The 17,555-nt window shown below is 54.7% G+C and carries 20 protein-coding genes; 10 read left to right on the forward strand and 10 right to left on the reverse strand.

The features are described 5' to 3' along the window. Nucleotides 1–26 precede the first annotated feature (26 nt). On the reverse strand, nucleotides 27–650 hold the full coding sequence (gene gmk / locus AC1RKC_RS22675) for a guanylate kinase (protein WP_041415115.1): 624 nt from the start codon (nucleotides 648–650) through the stop codon (nucleotides 27–29). A gap of 275 nt (nucleotides 651–925) precedes the next feature. On the opposite strand from gmk, the gene ligB reads away from it, so the two are divergent. Then, on the forward strand, nucleotides 926–2,629 hold the full coding sequence (ligB, locus tag AC1RKC_RS22680) for an NAD-dependent DNA ligase LigB (protein ID WP_261104511.1): 1,704 nt from the start codon (nucleotides 926–928) through the stop codon (nucleotides 2,627–2,629). Between the two features lie 61 nt (nucleotides 2,630–2,690). On the opposite strand, the gene AC1RKC_RS22685 is transcribed toward ligB, so the two are convergent. Beyond that, complete coding sequence (locus AC1RKC_RS22685; protein WP_020837649.1) at nucleotides 2,691–3,308, reverse strand: trimeric intracellular cation channel family protein; 618 nt, start codon at nucleotides 3,306–3,308, stop codon at nucleotides 2,691–2,693. A 294-nt stretch (nucleotides 3,309–3,602) separates the two neighbouring features. Between AC1RKC_RS22685 and AC1RKC_RS22690 the strand changes: the two genes are divergently transcribed. Beyond that, a complete protein-coding gene (locus AC1RKC_RS22690; protein WP_116691542.1) occupies nucleotides 3,603–4,037 on the forward strand; it encodes a DUF3574 domain-containing protein in 435 nt (144 codons plus the stop codon). A 31-nt stretch (nucleotides 4,038–4,068) separates the two neighbouring features. Here the strand turns inward: AC1RKC_RS22690 and AC1RKC_RS22695 are convergent, their stop codons facing one another. Beyond that, nucleotides 4,069–5,253, reverse strand: a complete 1,185-nt coding sequence (locus AC1RKC_RS22695) for a NupC/NupG family nucleoside CNT transporter (RefSeq protein WP_020837645.1) — start codon at nucleotides 5,251–5,253, stop codon at nucleotides 4,069–4,071. Between the two features lie 335 nt (nucleotides 5,254–5,588). Between AC1RKC_RS22695 and AC1RKC_RS22700 the strand changes: the two genes are divergently transcribed. Beyond that, nucleotides 5,589–6,329 (forward strand): SDR family oxidoreductase, encoded by a 741-nt coding sequence (locus tag AC1RKC_RS22700; RefSeq protein ID WP_174574924.1) that lies wholly within the window; start codon nucleotides 5,589–5,591, stop codon nucleotides 6,327–6,329. 90 nt (nucleotides 6,330–6,419) lie between these two features. Here AC1RKC_RS22700 and AC1RKC_RS22705 read toward each other — a convergent pair whose 3' ends face one another. Beyond that, nucleotides 6,420–7,283 carry a YicC/YloC family endoribonuclease gene (locus tag AC1RKC_RS22705; RefSeq protein ID WP_020837642.1) on the reverse strand — a complete coding sequence of 288 codons (864 nt, stop codon included), beginning with the start codon at nucleotides 7,281–7,283 and terminating at the stop codon, nucleotides 6,420–6,422. Between the two features lie 126 nt (nucleotides 7,284–7,409). On the opposite strand from AC1RKC_RS22705, the gene rph reads away from it, so the two are divergent. Then, nucleotides 7,410–8,126 (forward strand): ribonuclease PH, encoded by a 717-nt coding sequence (gene rph / locus AC1RKC_RS22710; protein WP_046374863.1) that lies wholly within the window; start codon nucleotides 7,410–7,412, stop codon nucleotides 8,124–8,126. Nucleotides 8,127–8,219: 93 nt separating this feature from the next. Further along, on the forward strand, nucleotides 8,220–8,861 hold the full coding sequence (gene pyrE, locus AC1RKC_RS22715; protein ID WP_020837639.1) for an orotate phosphoribosyltransferase: 642 nt from the start codon (nucleotides 8,220–8,222) through the stop codon (nucleotides 8,859–8,861). Between the two features lie 47 nt (nucleotides 8,862–8,908). On the opposite strand, the gene slmA is transcribed toward pyrE, so the two are convergent. The 3 genes from slmA to coaBC form a co-directional block, all read right to left on the reverse strand. Beyond that, complete coding sequence (gene slmA, locus AC1RKC_RS22720; RefSeq protein ID WP_020837638.1) at nucleotides 8,909–9,505, reverse strand: nucleoid occlusion factor SlmA; 597 nt, start codon at nucleotides 9,503–9,505, stop codon at nucleotides 8,909–8,911. A gap of 260 nt (nucleotides 9,506–9,765) precedes the next feature. Beyond that, nucleotides 9,766–10,224, reverse strand: a complete 459-nt coding sequence (gene dut / locus AC1RKC_RS22725) for a dUTP diphosphatase (RefSeq protein ID WP_046374864.1) — start codon at nucleotides 10,222–10,224, stop codon at nucleotides 9,766–9,768. Further along, nucleotides 10,202–11,419, reverse strand: a complete 1,218-nt coding sequence (gene coaBC, locus AC1RKC_RS22730) for a bifunctional phosphopantothenoylcysteine decarboxylase/phosphopantothenate--cysteine ligase CoaBC (protein WP_020837634.1) — start codon at nucleotides 11,417–11,419, stop codon at nucleotides 10,202–10,204. Before coaBC ends, dut begins: the two co-directional genes overlap by 23 nt. A 180-nt stretch (nucleotides 11,420–11,599) precedes the next feature. On the opposite strand from coaBC, the gene radC reads away from it, so the two are divergent. The 4 genes from radC to mutM all read left to right on the forward strand — a co-directional run bounded on the left by radC (nucleotide 11,600) and on the right by mutM (nucleotide 13,851). Continuing rightward, nucleotides 11,600–12,283, forward strand: a complete 684-nt coding sequence (radC, locus tag AC1RKC_RS22735; protein ID WP_020837632.1) for a RadC family protein — start codon at nucleotides 11,600–11,602, stop codon at nucleotides 12,281–12,283. 263 nt (nucleotides 12,284–12,546) lie between these two features. Beyond that, complete coding sequence (rpmB, locus tag AC1RKC_RS22740) at nucleotides 12,547–12,783, forward strand: 50S ribosomal protein L28 (protein ID WP_004931195.1); 237 nt, start codon at nucleotides 12,547–12,549, stop codon at nucleotides 12,781–12,783. Between the two features lie 11 nt (nucleotides 12,784–12,794). Continuing rightward, the gene (rpmG, locus tag AC1RKC_RS22745; protein WP_002208990.1) at nucleotides 12,795–12,962 is read left to right on the forward strand and encodes a 50S ribosomal protein L33; all 168 of its coding nucleotides are present in this window, start codon (nucleotides 12,795–12,797) and stop codon (nucleotides 12,960–12,962) included. A 79-nt stretch (nucleotides 12,963–13,041) separates the two neighbouring features. Continuing rightward, nucleotides 13,042–13,851 (forward strand): bifunctional DNA-formamidopyrimidine glycosylase/DNA-(apurinic or apyrimidinic site) lyase, encoded by an 810-nt coding sequence (gene mutM, locus AC1RKC_RS22750; RefSeq protein ID WP_044554887.1) that lies wholly within the window; start codon nucleotides 13,042–13,044, stop codon nucleotides 13,849–13,851. On the opposite strand, the gene coaD is transcribed toward mutM, so the two are convergent. The 3 genes from coaD to waaA are packed head-to-tail and all read right to left on the reverse strand — an operon-like array spanning nucleotide 13,852 to nucleotide 16,392. Next, complete coding sequence (coaD, locus tag AC1RKC_RS22755) at nucleotides 13,852–14,337, reverse strand: pantetheine-phosphate adenylyltransferase (protein WP_020837609.1); 486 nt, start codon at nucleotides 14,335–14,337, stop codon at nucleotides 13,852–13,854. 3 nt (nucleotides 14,338–14,340) lie between these two features. Next, entirely contained in the window at nucleotides 14,341–15,114 is a 774-nt protein-coding gene (locus tag AC1RKC_RS22760) for a glycosyltransferase family 2 protein (RefSeq protein ID WP_258090731.1), read from the reverse strand. Next, nucleotides 15,115–16,392 carry a lipid IV(A) 3-deoxy-D-manno-octulosonic acid transferase gene (gene waaA, locus AC1RKC_RS22765; protein WP_115060835.1) on the reverse strand — a complete coding sequence of 426 codons (1,278 nt, stop codon included), beginning with the start codon at nucleotides 16,390–16,392 and terminating at the stop codon, nucleotides 15,115–15,117. It abuts the gene before it with no gap. A 125-nt stretch (nucleotides 16,393–16,517) separates the two neighbouring features. Here waaA and AC1RKC_RS22770 point away from each other — a divergent pair, with 125 nt between their 5' ends. Beyond that, nucleotides 16,518–17,531 (forward strand): glycosyltransferase family 9 protein, encoded by a 1,014-nt coding sequence (locus AC1RKC_RS22770; protein WP_046374869.1) that lies wholly within the window; start codon nucleotides 16,518–16,520, stop codon nucleotides 17,529–17,531. Nucleotides 17,532–17,555: the final 24 nt, after the last annotated feature.

Below are 17,555 nucleotides of genomic sequence, written 5' to 3' on the forward strand. Positions count from 1 at the left end.
GACTGGGCATAATACTGAAACTGTCTTCAGTCTGCCAATAGTTTGCTGATTAAAGCGTCATGCCGCAGTAATTGGCGGCCTAAACGCAGGCGTTCGGCGCGAATTATGGTTTTCAGATCGGACAGTGCCAGATCGAAATCATCGTTCACGATTAAATAGTCATACTCCGCGTAGTGCGTCATTTCCGCCACGGCTTGCGCCATGCGTTTGGCGATCACTTCATCAGAGTCTTGTCCGCGTCCACGAAGGCGACGGCCAAGTTCTTCCTTCGACGGCGGCAATATAAAGATGCTACGCGCCTGGGGCATTTTGGCACGAATTTGTTGCGCGCCCTGCCAGTCGATATCCAGGAAAACGTCTACCCCGGTCGACAGCACCTGCTCAATGGCAGCACGTGAGGTACCGTAATAGTTGCCGAACACTTCGGCGTGCTCAAGAAACGCATCCTGCTCAATCATTCGGCAGAATTCTTCTTTTGAGACGAAGAAATAATGATCGCCATGCTGTTCACCCGGGCGGCTGTCGCGCGTGGTGTGCGAAACCGAAACCTGCGTGTCGTACAGCGGTTGCGTCTTTAACAAAGCCTGAATCAGACTTGATTTCCCTGCGCCACTAGGGGCAGAGACAATATAAAGCGTGCCTTGAGCCATGATGATATTCGTTGATATGCCAATAACAGCGGATGTGTATTTTCTCCGCACAGTATACACGGCTAACGTGCCGGATGCAGCGTTAGCTCGCATTTTGCCCGCCGCTTTATGCTGAAAAAACCTCAAACAGGGTGGTTTGCGCAGCGTATCGCCAAATTTTGACGGTTTTCTGCAATGCCGGCAGGCGTTAATCGAACCGCTGCGCAGAACGCCTCATGGGCCATTGTCTTGCTTTCCTCTTCCGGCTTTACTGCCGGTTATCAGGGAGGTGAAAGATGCGCAAAAGTGTCATGAGAATAGGGATGATGCTGCTGGTCGGTTTGCTGTGCAGTGAGACTGTTCGGGCGCAAGCCTGTCCGGCGTGGCGCCCGGTGCGGATGCAACTGGAGATAACCGCCTTAAAAAACCAGCTTGAACGCTGGGACGTAGCTTATTACCAGCAGGGCAGCAGTTTAATTGAAGATGAAGTCTACGACAGCCTGCGCGAAAAGCTGCGGTTATGGCAGCGTTGCGCCGGGGTAGCGCCGGAGGAGGGGGCTGGCCCGCTTTTACCCGAAGGCAAGGTGCCGCACCCGGTGGCGCATACCGGGTTGCGGAAATTGCCGGATCTTGCCGCCGTCGACCAATGGTTAAAGGGGCGTAGTGATGTCTGGGTTCAACCCAAAGTGGACGGTGTCGCCATCACGCTGGTTTATCACGACGGAAAACTGACGTCGGCGATCAGCCGAGGGAACGGGCTGAAAGGCGAGAACTGGCTGGAAAAAGTGCGGACTATTCCTGCGGTGCCGGTCAGTATTAAGGGGGCCCCGCCAACGTTGATTCTGCAGGGCGAGCTGTTTCTGATGGTGAACGGTCATCAACAAAAGGTCAGCGGCGGCATCAACGCCCGTGCCAAGGTCGCCGGTGCGCTGATGAAAAATAAACCCTCGCTGCTACTCCAACAGATTGGGCTGTTTGTCTGGGCCTGGCCCAACGGTCCGCAGGAGATGGCGCAGCGTTTACGCCAGCTTGCTGAAATGGGTTTTCCTCTTGCCCTGACTTTTTCGCAGCCGGTGAACTCCTCGGCGGAGGTGCAACAATGGCGAGAGCATTGGCATAAAACTGCTTTGCCTTTCGTCACTGATGGTGTGGTGATCCATCAGGCACACTCACCCCAGGGGCTCTACTGGCAAGCCAGGCCCGGTGATTGGGCCGTTGCCTGGAAGTATCCGCCCGCGCAGCAGGTGGCGCGAGTAAATGGCATTGATTTCAATATTGGCCGCACCGGAAAAATCGCCGTGGTACTGCGGCTTGACCCCGTCAGGATGGACGATAAATGGGTAATGCGGGTTAACCTCGGCTCGCTACCACGTTGGCGAAAATGGGCGGTTGTGCCCGGCGATCAGGTTGCAATCAGCCTGATGGGACACGGCATTCCACATCTTAATAACGTGGTCTGGCGCGTAACGGACCGGTCGCTGCCCAGTGCGCCGTCTGCTGAACGTTATCACGCGTTGAGTTGTTTCAGTTGGCGGCCGGATTGCCGTCAGCAGTTTCTTGCCCGACTGGTGTGGTTGAGCGGCCCGCAGGGGTTAAGTTTGCACGGCGTCAGTGAATCCACCTGGCAGACGCTGATCGATCAGGGGTTAGTGCGGAATTTGCTGGATTGGCTGTTGCTGACGCCGGAACAACTGATGGCCGCGCCCGGGATCGGCGGTAAGCGAGGGCAAAGCATTCACCGGCAATTTCAGCAGGCGCGACAACAACCGTTCGCGCGTTGGCTGCTCGCTTTAGGTATACCGCTCTCCCCGCAGCAAACGATGGCGCTGACAAACTGGCATCAGGTCCAGCAAATGTCTCCCGTGGCGTGGCGGAAAATCGTCGGTATTGGTGCAAAAAGGGCACAACAGATTGCCGATTTTCTCCAGCACCAGCCAGTCTTGGCGCTGGCCAGCACCCTGGGCTCACAAGGGATTGTGGGTTTTGCCAGCTCGCCTTGATGTGATGTTCCTCTTGGAGTCCATCAACAACGGGATTGCCTATGCTGTTATGGTGCCCTTATTAATGATCCGGATGCTGATAGTTAAACACCGGCAGACCCAGCCGAAAGCGCAGAGCAATCAGTCGGGCGCTGAGGCCGGCCACCAAAGTGATGATCACCACCATATTATGTGGCAGGCTGAAGTGTTGCAGACCGATGTACAGCCAGGCGGCGGCGAAGGAGATCCCGGCGTAGATTTCTTTCTGGAATACCAACGGAATGCGGTTGCAGAGCATATCGCGCAGAACGCCGCCGAATACGCCGGTGATCACCGCGGCAATCGCGGCAATGATGGCACCGTGGCCCATGTCCAGCGCGACCTGCGCGCCGATGATTGAAAATACAATCAGCCCAACGGCGTCCAACACCAGAAACAGACGACGCAGGTGGCGCATCAAGGGGGCCAGCCAGGTGGTGACGATCGCGGCAATGGCAACGATAACGATATATTCAGGATGTTTGACCCACCCCAGGGGGAAATGCCCGAGCAACATGTCGCGTACCGAACCGCCACCGATTGCTGTGGCAGAGGCAATAATAATGACGCCAAACATGTCCATTTGGCGGCGGCCGGCAGCCAGTGCGCCAGTCATGGCTTCGGCAGTAATACCGATGATATAAAGAATGCTCAATAACATAAGATATTCACAGGGTAGGCGGGAATGAGTGTCATGGTGGCAGGGTAATGGCCGCGAGGACATAGCACCACTGAGTTTTTCTAACCGATGGCAATTCGGATTACTTTAGTTAATCCATTTTTTGTTTTATTTGCTTATCCATTGCCTTTTTTAACCTTATTCTTTTCAAGAATGGATTAGATATTTCGCATTGGTTTCTATTGCTGACTATGCTTTTTGCATGCGATCCCGAGACCGCTTGGCGGTGAGGGATCTCTGGCTGATGATGGTGTTTACTGAGGAACATGAAGATAAATGAAAGCAACTTCCCTGCTGGCGGCGGCTGCCGCTGTGACCATCCTGTTGAGCGGTTGCGTTGCGCCGGTTCAGAACGCTGGGCCGCAAAAATCGGCGACCTGCCAGGTTGGCGATCCTATGGTCCAAACTACGCTTTATTTTGGCCTTAATCGCCCTGCGGGGCCGGCGATCGGTGCTGCCGAATGGCAGAATTTTGTCGATCGGCAAGTGACGCCGCGTTTTAAAGATGGGTTATCGGTATTTGATGCCAAAGGACAGTGGTTGGGTAATGACGGCAAGCTGGTGCGCGAAAACAGCAAAGCGCTGATGCTGATTCATGCGCCGGGCAAGGAAAGTGAAACCCATATTGAGGCATTACGCAGCAGCTATAAACAACAGTTTGCACAGGATTCCGTGATGCGGGTTGATGCGCCCGTGTGCGTCGCGTTTTGATAAGCTCCCGGCCCGCAGGCCGGGATAGTGTTTACAGTACCAGTCCGGCGATGGCTGCCGAAAGCAGGCTGACCAGCGTGGAACCATAGACCAGCTTCAAACCAAAACGAGAAACCACGTTACCTTGTCGCTCGTTAAGCCCTTTGATTGCCCCGGCGACGATGCCGATAGAGGCAAAGTTGGCGAAAGACACCAGGAATACCGACAGAATGCCCAGGCCGCGCGGTGACAGCTCCGTAGCGATTTTCTTCAGTTCGATCATTGCCACAAACTCATTGGCCACCAGTTTGGTCGCCATAATGCTGCCCGCTCGTAGCGCATCCGGTGCCGGGATACCGATCAGCCAGGCCAGTGGATAGAATACATAGCCCAGGATTTGCTGGAAGCTGATGCCGAACACGGCGGAGAACAGAGCATTTACCGCAGAAATCAGTGCAATAAAGCCAATCAGCATGGCGGCGATAATCATCGCGATTTTGAAGCCCGCCAGGATGTACTCGCCCAGCATTTCAAAGAAGCTTTGGTCTTCATGCAGCTTGCTCAGTTTCAGTTCGGGTTCATCGTCCAACTGATAAGGGTTGATGATCGACAATATGATAAAGGTGCTGAACATATTGAGGATCAGCGCGGCTACCACGTATTGCGCATCGATCATCGACATGTAGGCACCGACGATGGACATGGATACCGTCGACATGGCGGTGGCTGCCATGGTGTACATGCGACGCGGCGAGATATCGCCGATGATGCCCTTGTAGGCGATAAAGTTTTCAGACTGGCCGAGCACCAGCGTGCTGACGGCGTTGAAAGATTCCAGTTTGCCCATGCCGTTAACCTTGGACAGCAGGGTGCCGACCAGACGGATAATCAGCGGCAGAATGCGGAAATGCTGCAAAATACCGATCAGCGCGGAAATAAAGATAATCGGGCATAACACGCCCAGGAAGATAAACGCCAGCCCATCCTTACTCATGCCACCAAACACAAAGTCGGAACCCTGTGCGGCGTAGGTCAGCAGCGTTTCAAAGAAACCGGCAACGTGCTTGATGACGCTCAGGCCGCTTTCTGAATGCAGGAAGAAATAGGCGAGTGCGCCTTCAATGACTAAAAGCTGAATAATATAACGCAGGCGGATTTTCTTGCGGTCATTACTGACCAGTAGTGCCAGGGCGATGATCACCACCAGGGCAAAAATAAATTGCAGAATTTGCGGCATAAAGAGTCCGTACGGCTTAACGGGCAGGAAAAAACACATTTAGCCACAGCTCTCCCGGCCTTTCATTACATTACGTGATAATTAGAACAAAATACTTTCGGTAAGCCGGGTAAGTTGCCGATTGTCATCCTCTCTTACTTATCGGCAGTTTTTCATAAATAAATTCAACGCGAATTTCACGGCGAGAGTCGCTTGTGACCCGGTTTTTACGGCTGTACTATACTTCAGCCTTTGCGATGACTTATAAATCGCAGGGTTATTTTTGGCTTCACGACACATCGCGACATCCGGTTCTATAACGGAGGCTTTATGGCCTTTTTGCTGAGGAGAACTGTATGAACCAGATTTCAGGCAAGGTTGTGATTATTACCGGCGCCAGTAGCGGATTGGGCGAGGCGACAGCTCGCCATCTCGCCGCTCGGGGCGCAACGTTGGTATTGGCAGCGCGTCGCAAAACGCGTCTTGATGCATTGGCGAATGAAATCATCGAGGCCGGGGGTAAAGCGCTCGCGGTAGCGGTAGATGTCACTCGCCGTAACGACGTGGAGGCAATGGTCGATGCCGCAATAACGGAATTTGGGCGCGTTGATGTGTTGGTGAACAACGCAGGGTTAATGGCGATAGCCCCGCTGAGCGCCACCCGGGTCGACGAATGGGAACGGATGATCGATATCAACCTCAAAGGCGTGCTGTATGGCATTGCCGCTTCGCTACCGGTGTTCGAGCAACAGCAGAGCGGTCACTTTATCAATGTCGCCTCCGTCGCCGGTCTGAAGGTGCTTAGCCCGGGCGGCGCCGTTTACAGCGGCACCAAGTTTGCGGTACGCGCTATCTCTGAAGGTTTGCGTTATGAGGTGGGGGCACATATTCGCACCACCATTATCTGTCCGGGAGCCGTGGATTCCGAACTGAAGCTTGGCACCTCGGACCGTGAAAGCGTGAAATTCGTTGAGGAGTTTTATCAACAGGCCATCCCGGCGGATTCCGTAGCGCGTGCCATCGCTTATGCCATCGAGCAACCGGCGGAGGTGGATATCAACGAAATTGTTTTGCGGCCAACCCAAGAGCTGTATTAAGCCGCATACCACCGCCGCCCGTTTCAGTTGCGGTCTTCTGCGCCATAAAAAAAGCCCGCGGGTGCGGGCTTAAGCGAATGAAGCAATGTATTACTCGATGTTCTGGATCTGTTCGCGCATCTGCTCGATCAACACTTTCAGCTCGATGGCTGAAGTGGTCACTTCGGCATTGATGGACTTGGATGCCAGCGTGTTGGATTCGCGGTTGAACTCCTGCATCATAAAGTCGAGGCGACGGCCCACGGCTTCTTTCTTCTTCAGGATGTTGTGCGTTTCTTTTACGTGAGCTTCCAGGCGATCCAGCTCTTCGGCAACGTCAATACGCTGCGCCATCAGCACCAGCTCTTGCTCCAGGCGGGTGTTTTCCAGCTGCACCTGGGCTTCTTCCAGTTTGCTGACCAGACGCTCACGCTGCCATTGCAGAATGTTGGGCATTTGGGCGCGAACCTTGATTACTTCAGCGCTCACGCCTTCCAGACGCTGTTCGATCAGCGCTTTCAGTGCGGTGCCTTCGCTTTCGCGAGCCACAATGAAGTCATCGAGTGCACCATCCAGCGCTTGCATCAGTTGTGCACTGATGGCGTCCAGATCCTGCTCTTGAGCAGACATCACGCCAGGCCAACGCAGGACGTCGATAGGATCGATTTCCCCTTCGTCGCTCTGCATTTTTACCCAGTTGGCGGCTTCAACCAGCTGCTTGGCCAGTTTTTCGTTCAGGATCATCGAGCTTTGCGCGCTCGGATCCAGCTCAAAGCGCAGGTTGCACTCCACTTTGCCGCGGGTCAAACGACCACGAATGCGTTCGCGGATCACCGGTTCCAGGCTGCGGAATTGTTCCGGCAGACGGATGTAGGTTTCCAGATAGCGTTGGTTAACGGAACGCAGCTCCCAAGCTGCGCTGCCCCATTCACCCTTGATTTCTCGCCGAGCGTAGGCTGTCATGCTGCGGATCATTGATGCGTACCCGTAATAGGAAAAGATGGAGCGATTATAGCGTTGGACCTTCGGGCAGGATAGGCATTACGTCACGAAGCCCGTATAATGCGCAGCCAATCGTTGATAAGAAGCCGGAGAGAGCCCATGCGTCCTGCAGGCAGAGCACCACAACAAGTTCGCCCACTGACACTGACCCGTCATTATACCAAACACGCAGAAGGCTCAGTGCTGGTTGAGTTTGGCGATACCAAAGTTTTGTGCACCGCCACGGTAGAAGAGGGTGTGCCGCGCTTCCTGAAAGGTCAGGGCCAGGGTTGGATCACCGCTGAGTACGGCATGTTGCCGCGTTCCACCCACAGCCGTAACGCCCGCGAGGCCGCAAAAGGCAAACAGGGTGGCCGTACGCTGGAGATCCAGCGCCTGATTGCCCGTTCGCTCCGTGCCGCGGTAGATCTGAAAAAACTCGGTGAGTTCACCATCACTCTCGACTGTGACGTATTGCAGGCTGATGGCGGTACCCGTACCGCGTCCATTTCCGGCGCCTGCGTTGCGCTGGCCGATGCGTTAAATGCGCTGGTAGCCAACGGCAAGCTGAAAGCCAACCCGATGAAAGGGATGGTGGCGGCGGTTTCCGTCGGTATCGTTAACGGCGAAGCTCTGTGCGATTTGGAGTACGTTGAAGACTCTGCAGCAGAAACCGACATGAACGTGGTGATGATGGAAGATGGCCGTATGATCGAGGTGCAGGGCACCGCCGAGGGCGAGCCGTTCAGCCATGATGAACTGTTGGCGTTATTGGCGCTGGCCCGAGGGGGCATCGATACCATCTTCCAGGCGCAGAAAGCGGCGCTGGCAGACTAATTTTTTAAGGCGACTCAAGAGTCGCCTTTTTTACGCCCGGCGATCGGGCGGCAGTATTAACAGATCTAACCGACCAGACGAGGAGAAGCAGTAATGAAAGCCTATCAGCGCCAGTTTATCGAGTTCGCGCTTAACAAGCAGGTATTGAAATTCGGCGAGTTCACCCTGAAATCCGGCCGCACCAGCCCATATTTCTTTAATGCCGGCCTGTTTAATACCGGGCGTGATCTTGCGCTACTCGGGCGTTTCTACGCTGAAGCTCTGATGGATTCCGGTATTGAGTTTGATCTGCTGTTTGGTCCTGCTTACAAAGGTATCCCGATTGCCACCACCACGGCGGTGGCTTTGGCAGAGCACCATGAGCGCGACGTGCCTTACTGCTTTAACCGTAAGGAAGCCAAGACCCACGGCGAAGGCGGCACGCTGGTAGGCAGCCCGCTACAGGGCCGCGTGATGCTGGTGGATGATGTGATCACTGCCGGTACGGCTATCCGTGAATCCATGGAAATCATCGGTGCCAGCGGCGCAACGTTGGCCGGCGTGCTGATTTCACTCGATCGTCAGGAACGAGGTCGTGCGGATATTTCGGCCATTCAGGAAGTTGAGCGTGACTATCACTGCAAGGTGATTTCCATCGTGACGCTGAAGGATTTGATTGTTTATCTCGAAGAAAAGCCAGAAATGGCGGATCACCTGGCGGCGGTGCGCGCCTATCGTGAGCAGTACGGGGTCTAACTCAGTATCTACGTTACCGGGCGCGTAGAATGCGCCCGGTAACGGGTTTATTGCAGCTGTGCCGCCAGCAGTGGCCAGCGGCCATCGAACTCTTGGGTTGGGCGATAGCGGAATTCAGATCGCACGTAGCGCGACAGCATCCCCTCGCAGAACGCCAGCAGCTGGCTTGCCAGCAGCGTTTCGTCCACGATAAAGCCTTTGCCTTCCCGCAGTTTTCGCTCTTTCAGTACCTGACGCAATTGCGCTTCAATGCGTTCAAACAGCTGGTTGATTCGGCCTTGCAGGCGATCCTGTTCAAACATCAGCGCATGGCCGGTCATGATTCGTGTCAGGCCAGGGTTGCGTTCGGCGAACCCCAATACCAGCAGCAAAATCAGGCGCAGGCGGTTAAAGGTCTCTTTTTCATCCTGCAAAATCAGGTTGATGCGCGTGATCAGGCTGTCTTCAATAAACTCGATCAGGCTGTCGAACATCCGTGTTTTGCTGGGAAAGTGCCGGTACAGTGCAGCTTCGGAGACTCCGACGTTAGCGGCAAGTTTAGCGGTGGTAATACGCTGGCTACCGTCGCTGGACTCCAGCATCTGTGCTAATGCCTGCAGTATTTCCTCGCGCCGATTCCTTTTGATATTTTCTTTTTCTGCCATGTCTGATTAGACCCTTGCTAAAACTGCTTAGACTTTCGGAAACCCGGGCACCGGCCGTTGCAGAGAAAGCTCTGTGCGGCTTATGTGATAGCTTTTTTACGATGCTGGGGTCAGCGGCCTTAACGACCTGTATTCTCCGTGCGCCCTGGTGTGCGCTGTAATCGTAGTCGGCCAAATCTTGCCATGGAGCTGTCCTTCTCTCCGGGGTAGCAAGATTTAAGGCGACAATTCCTTGTCGTCGGTCAGGTATCAGGCAGCGCTTAGTGGCGGCCTGAGTGGCCAAAGCCACCGGCACCGCGTTCGCTGCTGTCGAACTCTTCTACCAGATTGAATTCAGCCTGAACTACCGGCACGAACACCATCTGCGCGATACGTTCACCTGGCTCAATAGTGAAGGATTTCTGACCACGGTTCCAGACGGAAACCATCAGCTGGCCCTGGTAGTCGGAGTCGATCAGGCCGACCAGATTGCCCAGTACCACACCGTGTTTATGGCCCAGACCGGAACGCGGCAGGATCACTGCGGCAAGATCGGTGTCGGCAATATGAATAGCCAGGCCCGTTGGCAGCAGCGTGGTTTCACCCGGCGCCAACTCGACAGCGCTGTCCAGGCAGGCACGTAGATCAAGGCCTGCGGAACCTGGGGTGGCGTAGGTCGGTAAAGGGAAGTCCTTCCCGATACGCGGGTCGAGGATTTTAACGTCGATTTTTTTCATCATAACGGCTGACTATCTCGTCTATTAAACGTTGGCCAAGGAGTGCCTTGTCGCTCAGCGGCAGGCGCTTTTCTCCATTCTGCCAAAAAAGGTGCAAGGCATTGGTGTCACTGTTAAACCCATGCTCTGCAAGCGATACATCGTTAGCGCAAATTAAATCCAGTTTCTTACGCGCCAGTTTTTGTCGCGCGTATTCTTCCACATTCTGGGTTTCGGCAGCAAACCCCACGACAAAAGGCCGATTTTTGGTCATCGCGGCGACGCCGGCAACGATATCGGGGTTTTTTACCATTTTGAGGATGATTTCATCACCCTGTTTTTTTATTTTTTCATCGGAAATCTGCTCGGCACGGTAATCGGCCACGGCGGCACAGGAAATAAAAATATCCTGTTGGCCGGCGCTTTGCTGGACCGCCTGCTCCATTTCCAATGCGCTGATCACGTCTACCCGGGTGACCGATGGCGGTGTCGGCAGAGTGACCGGCCCCGCGATCAGCGTGACCTGCGCACCGCGTGCGGCGGCGGCGGCGGCGATGGCAAAGCCCATCTTGCCGGAGCTGTGGTTGCTGATGAAACGAACCGGATCCAGCGCTTCGCGCGTGGGGCCGGCGGTGAGCATAATCTTTAAATGTTTCAGATCTTGCGGTGCGGAGAAATGGCTGTTCGCCAGTTCGACGATTTCCAGCGGATCGAGCATGCGGCCTGGGCCGACGTCGCCACAGGCTTGGCTGCCGCTGTCAGGTCCCCAGAGCAGCATACCGCGCGCTTGTAGCGTCTGCAGATTGGCCTGGGTGGCGACGGCGCGGTACATCTGCTGGTTCATGGCGGGTGCGGCAGCGATCGGTGCCGCCGTGGCCAGGCAGACGGTGGTCAGCAGATCGTTGGCCATTCCGGCGGCGACGCGCGCCAGCAGATCGGCGGTAGCCGGCGCCAGAATCACCAGGTCCGCCCATTTGCCGAGCTCAATATGGCCCATGGCAGCTTCGGCGGCGGGATCCAGCAGATCGTCCGAGACCGGGTAGCCGGAAACGGCCTGCAGCGTCAGCGGCGTGATAAAGGCTTTCGCCGCGCCTGTCATTATCACACGCACTTCCGCGCCTCTGTCACGCAGGCGGCGTACCAGTTCTGGGCATTTGTATGCGGCGATACCGCCACTGATGCCAAGCACAATATGTTTGCCGGAAAGTCCCGTCATCATGATTGTCCGATTGAATCCGAAAGATGTGCCATTTTAGCATAACCGCCCGACAGGTGAGTGATTCCGCTGCGCCTGCAACGCGTTACATTGTGCTTTGCGCAGCACTTCGCAATGTTATCAAACACCTGTCGTGAGCTGCTTCGCTGCGTGGCATGCTGTGGCGTTTTCGGGAGGGTGTTAATGAGCAGTCAGGTAATCACCCTGTGGCAGGATACATTGGCGCCACGGGAAAAATTGTTGCGTTACGGGGCGTCGGCATTGTCCGATGCGGAGCTGCTGGCCATTTTCCTGCGCACCGGCTTTCCCGGCGTGCACGTTATGCAACTGGCAGAGCAATTATTGGCGCAGTTTGGCTCGCTGTATCACCTGATGTCGGCAGACCATTCGGTTTTTTGCAGTCACAAGGGGCTGGGTAATTCCAGTTATGCCCAACTGCAGGCGATTTCGGAGCTGGCGTTCCGCTTCTTTTCCAGTCATCTGGCACAGGAAAATGCCATGCTCAACCCCAGGATGACCCAGCATTATCTGCAAAGTTTGCTGGCGCACCATGAACGGGAAGTGTTTTTGGTATTGTTTTTAGACAATCAGCACCGTGTTATTCGCCATCAGGAGATGTTTGCTGGTACCATCAGCAGCGTCGTCGTACACCCGAGAGAAATTGTGCGTGAAGCGTTGAAGGCTAATGCGGCCGCCATTATTCTGGCGCATAATCATCCTTCGGGTAAGGCTGAACCCAGCCACGCCGACCGTTTGATAACTGAGCAAGTGGTTAATGCCTGCCTGTTATTGGAGATCCGAGTGCTCGATCATTTGGTTATAGGTCGGGGTGAATGCGTCTCTTTTGCCGAACGCGGATGGCTTTAAGCGATTTTTTCGCGATCCTTATGGGATCTTTAGCTGTTCGGGACTTGAGCACTTACGCTTCAGAGCGTATACTACGCCACCTTTGAGAATCTTGGGTTTGGCGCAAGAGCCTATCTCAGCAGGTTTCTAACCTGATGTGTGGTTTCTGACCTGATGACGAGAGTCTCCTCAGTATGAAGTTTGCTGAGATGGGCTCTAAAAGCCTGACGAGGCGGCCATACCCTATACGAAGCTCGAGCTGATTTGATTTTTGGAGAATAGACATGTCCCGAGTCTGCCAAGTTACTGGCAAGCGCCCGGTGAGCGGTAACAACCGTTCCCACGCAATGAACGCGACCAAACGCCGTTTTCTGCCGAACCTGCACTCACACCGTTTTTGGGTTGAGGCTGAGAAGCGCTTTGTAACTCTGCGTGTATCTGCTAAAGGTATGCGTGTTATCGATAAGAAGGGTATTGAGACGGTCTTGGCCGATCTGCGTGCCCGTGGTGAGAAGTATTAAGGAACTGAATCATGGCTAAAGGTGTTCGCGAGAAGATCAAGCTGGTTTCTTCTGCTGGTACTGGTCACTTCTATACCACCACGAAGAACAAGCGTACTAAGCCGGAAAAATTGGAACTGAAGAAATTCGATCCAGTTGTCCGTCAACACGTACTGTACAAAGAAGCTAAAATTAAATAATTTTAGTGGATTAATAAAAACCCGGCCTCGGCCGGGTTTTTTGTTTTATAAAGGTAGGAAATCAACGGGAGAGCGCCAGATGCCTGAATTACCAGAAGTTGAAACCAGCCGACGCGGGATTGAACCTTATCTTGTCGGTCACAGCATTCAATATGCGGTGGTGCGTAATGCCCGCCTGCGCTGGCCGGTTTCCGAGCAAATTCTGGCGCTGAGCGACCAACCGGTGCGCAGCGTGCAACGCCGTGCCAAGTATCTGCTGATTGAACTGGACCACGGTTGGATTATTGTTCACCTGGGCATGTCCGGCAGCCTGCGCATGCTGGCTGAGGAAACCGAAGCCGGCAAGCACGACCACGTCGATCTGGTGATCAGCAATGGCATGACCCTGCGCTATACCGATCCCCGCCGTTTTGGCGCCTGGTTATGGTGCGAGGATCTGGCGGCCAGCAACGTGCTGGCGCACCTGGGGCCGGAACCGCTAAGCGAAGCCTTTAACGGCGCTTACCTGTACGAAAAGTCACGCAACAAGCGCACGCTGATCAAACCCTGGTTGATGGATAACAAGTTGGTGGTCGGGGTAGGCAACATCTACGCCAGTGAATCGCTGTTTACCGCCGGGATCTTGCCAGACCGTCCAGCGGGCTCGCTGAGCAAAGCGGAGGCGGAGTTATTGGCGGAGACCATCAAGGCGGTGTTGCTGCGTTCAATCGAACAAGGGGGCACCACGCTGCGCGATTTCCTGCAGTCAGACGGTAAACCGGGTTATTTCGCGCAGGAGTTGCAGGTGTACGGCCGTGCGGGGGAGCCTTGTCGCGCATGCGGCACGCCGATTGAGTCTGCGAAACACGGGCAGCGCAGCACATTTTTCTGCCGTCGCTGCCAGCGCTGATTAGTGTTCGGCGAGCTTTTCGAACAGTGCCTGAGTGACTACGGCCGGCAGGAAAGGTGAGATATCGCCGCCGTGCCGTGCGACTTCCTTCACCAGGGTGGAGGAGATGAACGACCACTCTTCGGAAGGCATCAGAAACACGCTTTCCAATGTCGGCATTAAATGGCGGTTCATGTTCGCCAACTGCAATTCATATTCAAAATCAGAGACCGCACGCAAGCCGCGTACCAGAATATTGGCATTCTGATGGGCGGCAAAGTGTGCCATCAGTTCACTGAACCCCAGCACTTCCACGTTATCCAGGTGCGACGTCACCTGGCTGGCCAAGGCTACGCGCTCATCCAGCGTGAACAGCGGCTTTTTGCTCGGGCTGGCGGCGATGGCCAGGATGACGTGATCGAACATCAAAGATGCGCGTGTCACCAAATCCAGGTGGCCGTTAGTCATGGGATCGAAAGTACCGGGATAAATGGCTTTACGGGTCATGATTCACTTCTCTGAATAGTTGCGGCCCAATGCCCAGAGTGCGGCATATTTATTGAAGGTATATTGCGCGTTGACCACGGCTAACAGCAACCCCTGTTTACCGTCCAGGAAGCCGGCACGCAGCAGCCAGGTTTTGCAAAAGGCGCCAAGGGTGTGGGTCAGTATCGACAGATAGCTGCAGCGCTTGCCGGCCTGGTGGCGTTGAATGGCCCACTCTTCGGCATAACGCAGCTGTTTGCGTTGAAAGGCAAAGAAGTCACGGCAGGTCAGGTGCAGCAGATCGCCGCTAAGGGGCACCACTTTCGCCCCGTCAGTATTGAGCGACTCGTGCACCAGATTGTCGTTATAGCGATAACGCCGATTGGCATACAGGCGGTTGACGCGATCGGGATACCAGCCGCTGTGGCGCATAAAGCGCCCCAGGAACAGGTTGCGGCGTGCGCAGCTGTAGACCTTATTCTCATCCGGCGTGACCAGCGCTTGTTCAATCGACTGGCGCAATTCCGGCGTAACGCGTTCGTCGGCGTCAATCATCAGAATATAGTCGTGGCTGGCGTAACTTTGAGCCAGTTGCCGCTGTTTGCCGAAGCCCTGCCAGTCGGTATGGGTGAATACTTTGGCACCCAGGCTTTCGGCAACGGCGACGCTGTCATCCTGGCTGCCAGAATCGAGCATGATGATTTCGTCTGCCCAGGCAACGGAGTGCAGGCAATCCGGCAGCAGCCCGGCCTCGTTCTTGGCGATAATCACCACCGACAGGCTTTTACGGTCGCTCATTTAATGGCTCCGAGGCGGCAGGTGCGGTTCCAACAGTTGCAGCAGGCGTTGCAGCGCTCCCTGATTTTGATACAGCACTTCCACCGCGTGGCGGCCGTAATAGCGACGATAGTCTTCGTCGGTGAGCAATGTAGCCACTTCCTTGACCAGTGATTCCTCGTCGGTCACGGTGATCAACCCTTCCGCTTGCGACAGTTTGGCGCAAATGTCCTTGAAGTTGAAGGTATGGGGACCCATCAGTACCGGAATGGCATGTGCCGCGGCTTCCAGCGGGTTGTGTCCGCCACGTTCCACCAGGCTGCCGCCAACGAAGGCCAGATCGGCAATGCCGTACAGCAGCATCAATTCGCCCATAGTATCGCCGATCACCACCTGAGTACCGCCGGAAGGGATTTCACCGCTGCTGCGCAGGGTGTAACTGAAACCAGCTTTTTGTACCAGATCTTTAGCGGTAGCGAAGCGTTCCGGGTGGCGAGGCACCAGGATCAACAGCAGGTCAGGGTGTTTCTCCAGCAGTTTTCGGTGTGCAGCCAGCAGAATGCTTTCTTCACCTTCATGGGTGCTGGTGGCGATCCACACCGGGCGACGCGGCGCCCATTGACGGCGTAAAGTGACCGCGCGTGCGGCCAGTTCTGGAGTAACGGAAATATCGAATTTCAGGCTACCGGTAACGGTAAGCTGTGAGCGTTTCAGGCCAAGTTCGATAAAGCGCTCGCCATCTTCCTGATTTTGCGCGGCGATCAGCGTAATGCGGCGCAGCATATCGCGGACAAAACCGCCGATTTTTTTATAACCGGCGGCTGAGCGGGCAGAGAGACGGGCGTTGGCGATCACCAGCGGAATTTGGCGCTGATGCAATGCGTTAATCAGGTTGGGCCACAGCTCGGTTTCCATGATGATGACCAGCTTGGGATTCACCTGATCCAGGAAACGGCGCATCGAGCCAGGCAGATCGTAAGGCAGATAAACGTGGTGAACGTCTTTACCGAAGGCGGACTGCACGCGTTCTGAACCTGTCGGGGTCATCGTGGTCACAGTAATCGGTAAATAGGGGTAGCGGTGGCGTAGCGCGCGGACCAAGGGGATGGCGGCCAGCGTTTCACCCACGGAGACGGAATGCAGCATAATCCCGCCCGGCGCGACTTTACCGGCGCAGAAGCCATAGCGTTCTGCCCAGCGTTTACGGTAGGCTGGAGCTTTGCGGCTGCGCAACAGTAAGCGGAGCCAGATCAGGGGTTGGATAAGGTAGAGTAGTACCTGATATAAACGCAGCAACATTCTATCAATTTCATTTATATGGGTTATTCAGAATAGTACCATAACTGGAAGGGAAAGGCGCTAATTTGGTAACCTTGGGTGTCAGTTTCAGACAACAGGCGAGAGATTTCGCTGATAGGCTTGGAATGAAGAATATTTTAATTATTCGCCGTGACAATATTGGCGATCTTGTTTGTACAACCCCGTTGATCGAAGGGGTGAAAATTGCCTATCCGGACGCCAAACTTTATCTGTTAATCAATAAAGTTAGCCAGGATGTCGTTAAAAATAACCCGCATCTGGAAAAAGTCTTTGTCTATAAAAAAGCAAAGCATAAGGCGAAAAATGAAACCACGCTGGGGGTTTATTTCGAACGGCTGATGATTTTTCTTCAGCTGCGTAAAATAAAATTCGACGCGGCCATACTGGCCAATCCGGTACCCTGCAAGTACAGCCTGCGATTGGCAAAAATGGCCGGGGTCAGCAATATCATTGGTGCAGATTTAGGCACGCCTGATATTCATCATCCTTTCCGCAAGGCGAATTTCAGCGGAAAACATCAGGTTGAACATACCTTCAGCTACCTCTCGGCTATTACCGAACAACCCATCCCTATCCCGCCGGTGCGGGTGTTTCTGACCGCGGAAGAGCGTCAACAGGCTGCGCAGCGGTTGCAAGCCAGCTTACCGTCGGTCGAGCGGATTTGTGCCGTTCATATCAGCAGCCGCAGCCCTAAGCGGCGCTGGCCGATCGAACGCTATGCTGAAATTATCAATCGCTTAGTTGCTGAACCCAACACGGGAGTCCTGATTTTTTGGTCGCCTCAGGGTACGCTGACGCCGGATGATATTGGCGATCAGAAACGGGCAGAGCAGCTGTTGGCGCTGTGCCAGAACGAGCGTGTGGCGCTGTACCCAACGGCGTCGGTGCGGGAATTACTGGCCGGTTTTGATTTATGCGACAGGGTGTTGTGCAGCGATGGTGGGCAGATGCATCTGGCTGCCGCGTTGAATAAAGATATGGTGGTGTTCTTTGGCGATACGGATAAAGAATCCTGGCATCCCTGGTCCGGCCGCTATCACATTTTGCAGACCGAATCGGGTGACTGTATTGATGTGCCCGTTGATGATGTGTGGGAAAAAATACAGGCGTTCAATTAATTAAAAATAAGGCAGGGTTTCCCC

It is taken from the genome of Serratia sp. GW822-FHT06E05 (assembly GCF_058799445.1).

What these genes read in the sequence shown, in the direction of transcription:
- gmk (WP_041415115.1), bottom strand. Translation starts at nt 650, where the DNA reads ATGGCTCAAGGCACGCTTTATATTGTCTCTGCCCCTAGTGGCGCAGGG.
- ligB (WP_261104511.1), top strand. Translation starts at nt 926, where the DNA reads ATGCGCAAAAGTGTCATGAGAATAGGGATGATGCTGCTGGTCGGTTTG.
- AC1RKC_RS22685 (WP_020837649.1), bottom strand. Translation starts at nt 3,308, where the DNA reads ATGTTATTGAGCATTCTTTATATCATCGGTATTACTGCCGAAGCCATG.
- AC1RKC_RS22690 (WP_116691542.1), top strand. Translation starts at nt 3,603, where the DNA reads ATGAAAGCAACTTCCCTGCTGGCGGCGGCTGCCGCTGTGACCATCCTG.
- AC1RKC_RS22695 (WP_020837645.1), bottom strand. Translation starts at nt 5,253, where the DNA reads ATGCCGCAAATTCTGCAATTTATTTTTGCCCTGGTGGTGATCATCGCC.
- AC1RKC_RS22700 (WP_174574924.1), top strand. Translation starts at nt 5,589, where the DNA reads ATGAACCAGATTTCAGGCAAGGTTGTGATTATTACCGGCGCCAGTAGC.
- AC1RKC_RS22705 (WP_020837642.1), bottom strand. Translation starts at nt 7,283, where the DNA reads ATGATCCGCAGCATGACAGCCTACGCTCGGCGAGAAATCAAGGGTGAA.
- rph (WP_046374863.1), top strand. Translation starts at nt 7,410, where the DNA reads ATGCGTCCTGCAGGCAGAGCACCACAACAAGTTCGCCCACTGACACTG.
- pyrE (WP_020837639.1), top strand. Translation starts at nt 8,220, where the DNA reads ATGAAAGCCTATCAGCGCCAGTTTATCGAGTTCGCGCTTAACAAGCAG.
- slmA (WP_020837638.1), bottom strand. Translation starts at nt 9,505, where the DNA reads ATGGCAGAAAAAGAAAATATCAAAAGGAATCGGCGCGAGGAAATACTG.
- dut (WP_046374864.1), bottom strand. Translation starts at nt 10,224, where the DNA reads ATGATGAAAAAAATCGACGTTAAAATCCTCGACCCGCGTATCGGGAAG.
- coaBC (WP_020837634.1), bottom strand. Translation starts at nt 11,419, where the DNA reads ATGATGACGGGACTTTCCGGCAAACATATTGTGCTTGGCATCAGTGGC.
- radC (WP_020837632.1), top strand. Translation starts at nt 11,600, where the DNA reads ATGAGCAGTCAGGTAATCACCCTGTGGCAGGATACATTGGCGCCACGG.
- rpmB (WP_004931195.1), top strand. Translation starts at nt 12,547, where the DNA reads ATGTCCCGAGTCTGCCAAGTTACTGGCAAGCGCCCGGTGAGCGGTAAC.
- rpmG (WP_002208990.1), top strand. Translation starts at nt 12,795, where the DNA reads ATGGCTAAAGGTGTTCGCGAGAAGATCAAGCTGGTTTCTTCTGCTGGT.
- mutM (WP_044554887.1), top strand. Translation starts at nt 13,042, where the DNA reads ATGCCTGAATTACCAGAAGTTGAAACCAGCCGACGCGGGATTGAACCT.
- coaD (WP_020837609.1), bottom strand. Translation starts at nt 14,337, where the DNA reads ATGACCCGTAAAGCCATTTATCCCGGTACTTTCGATCCCATGACTAAC.
- AC1RKC_RS22760 (WP_258090731.1), bottom strand. Translation starts at nt 15,114, where the DNA reads ATGAGCGACCGTAAAAGCCTGTCGGTGGTGATTATCGCCAAGAACGAG.
- waaA (WP_115060835.1), bottom strand. Translation starts at nt 16,392, where the DNA reads ATGTTGCTGCGTTTATATCAGGTACTACTCTACCTTATCCAACCCCTG.
- AC1RKC_RS22770 (WP_046374869.1), top strand. Translation starts at nt 16,518, where the DNA reads ATGAAGAATATTTTAATTATTCGCCGTGACAATATTGGCGATCTTGTT.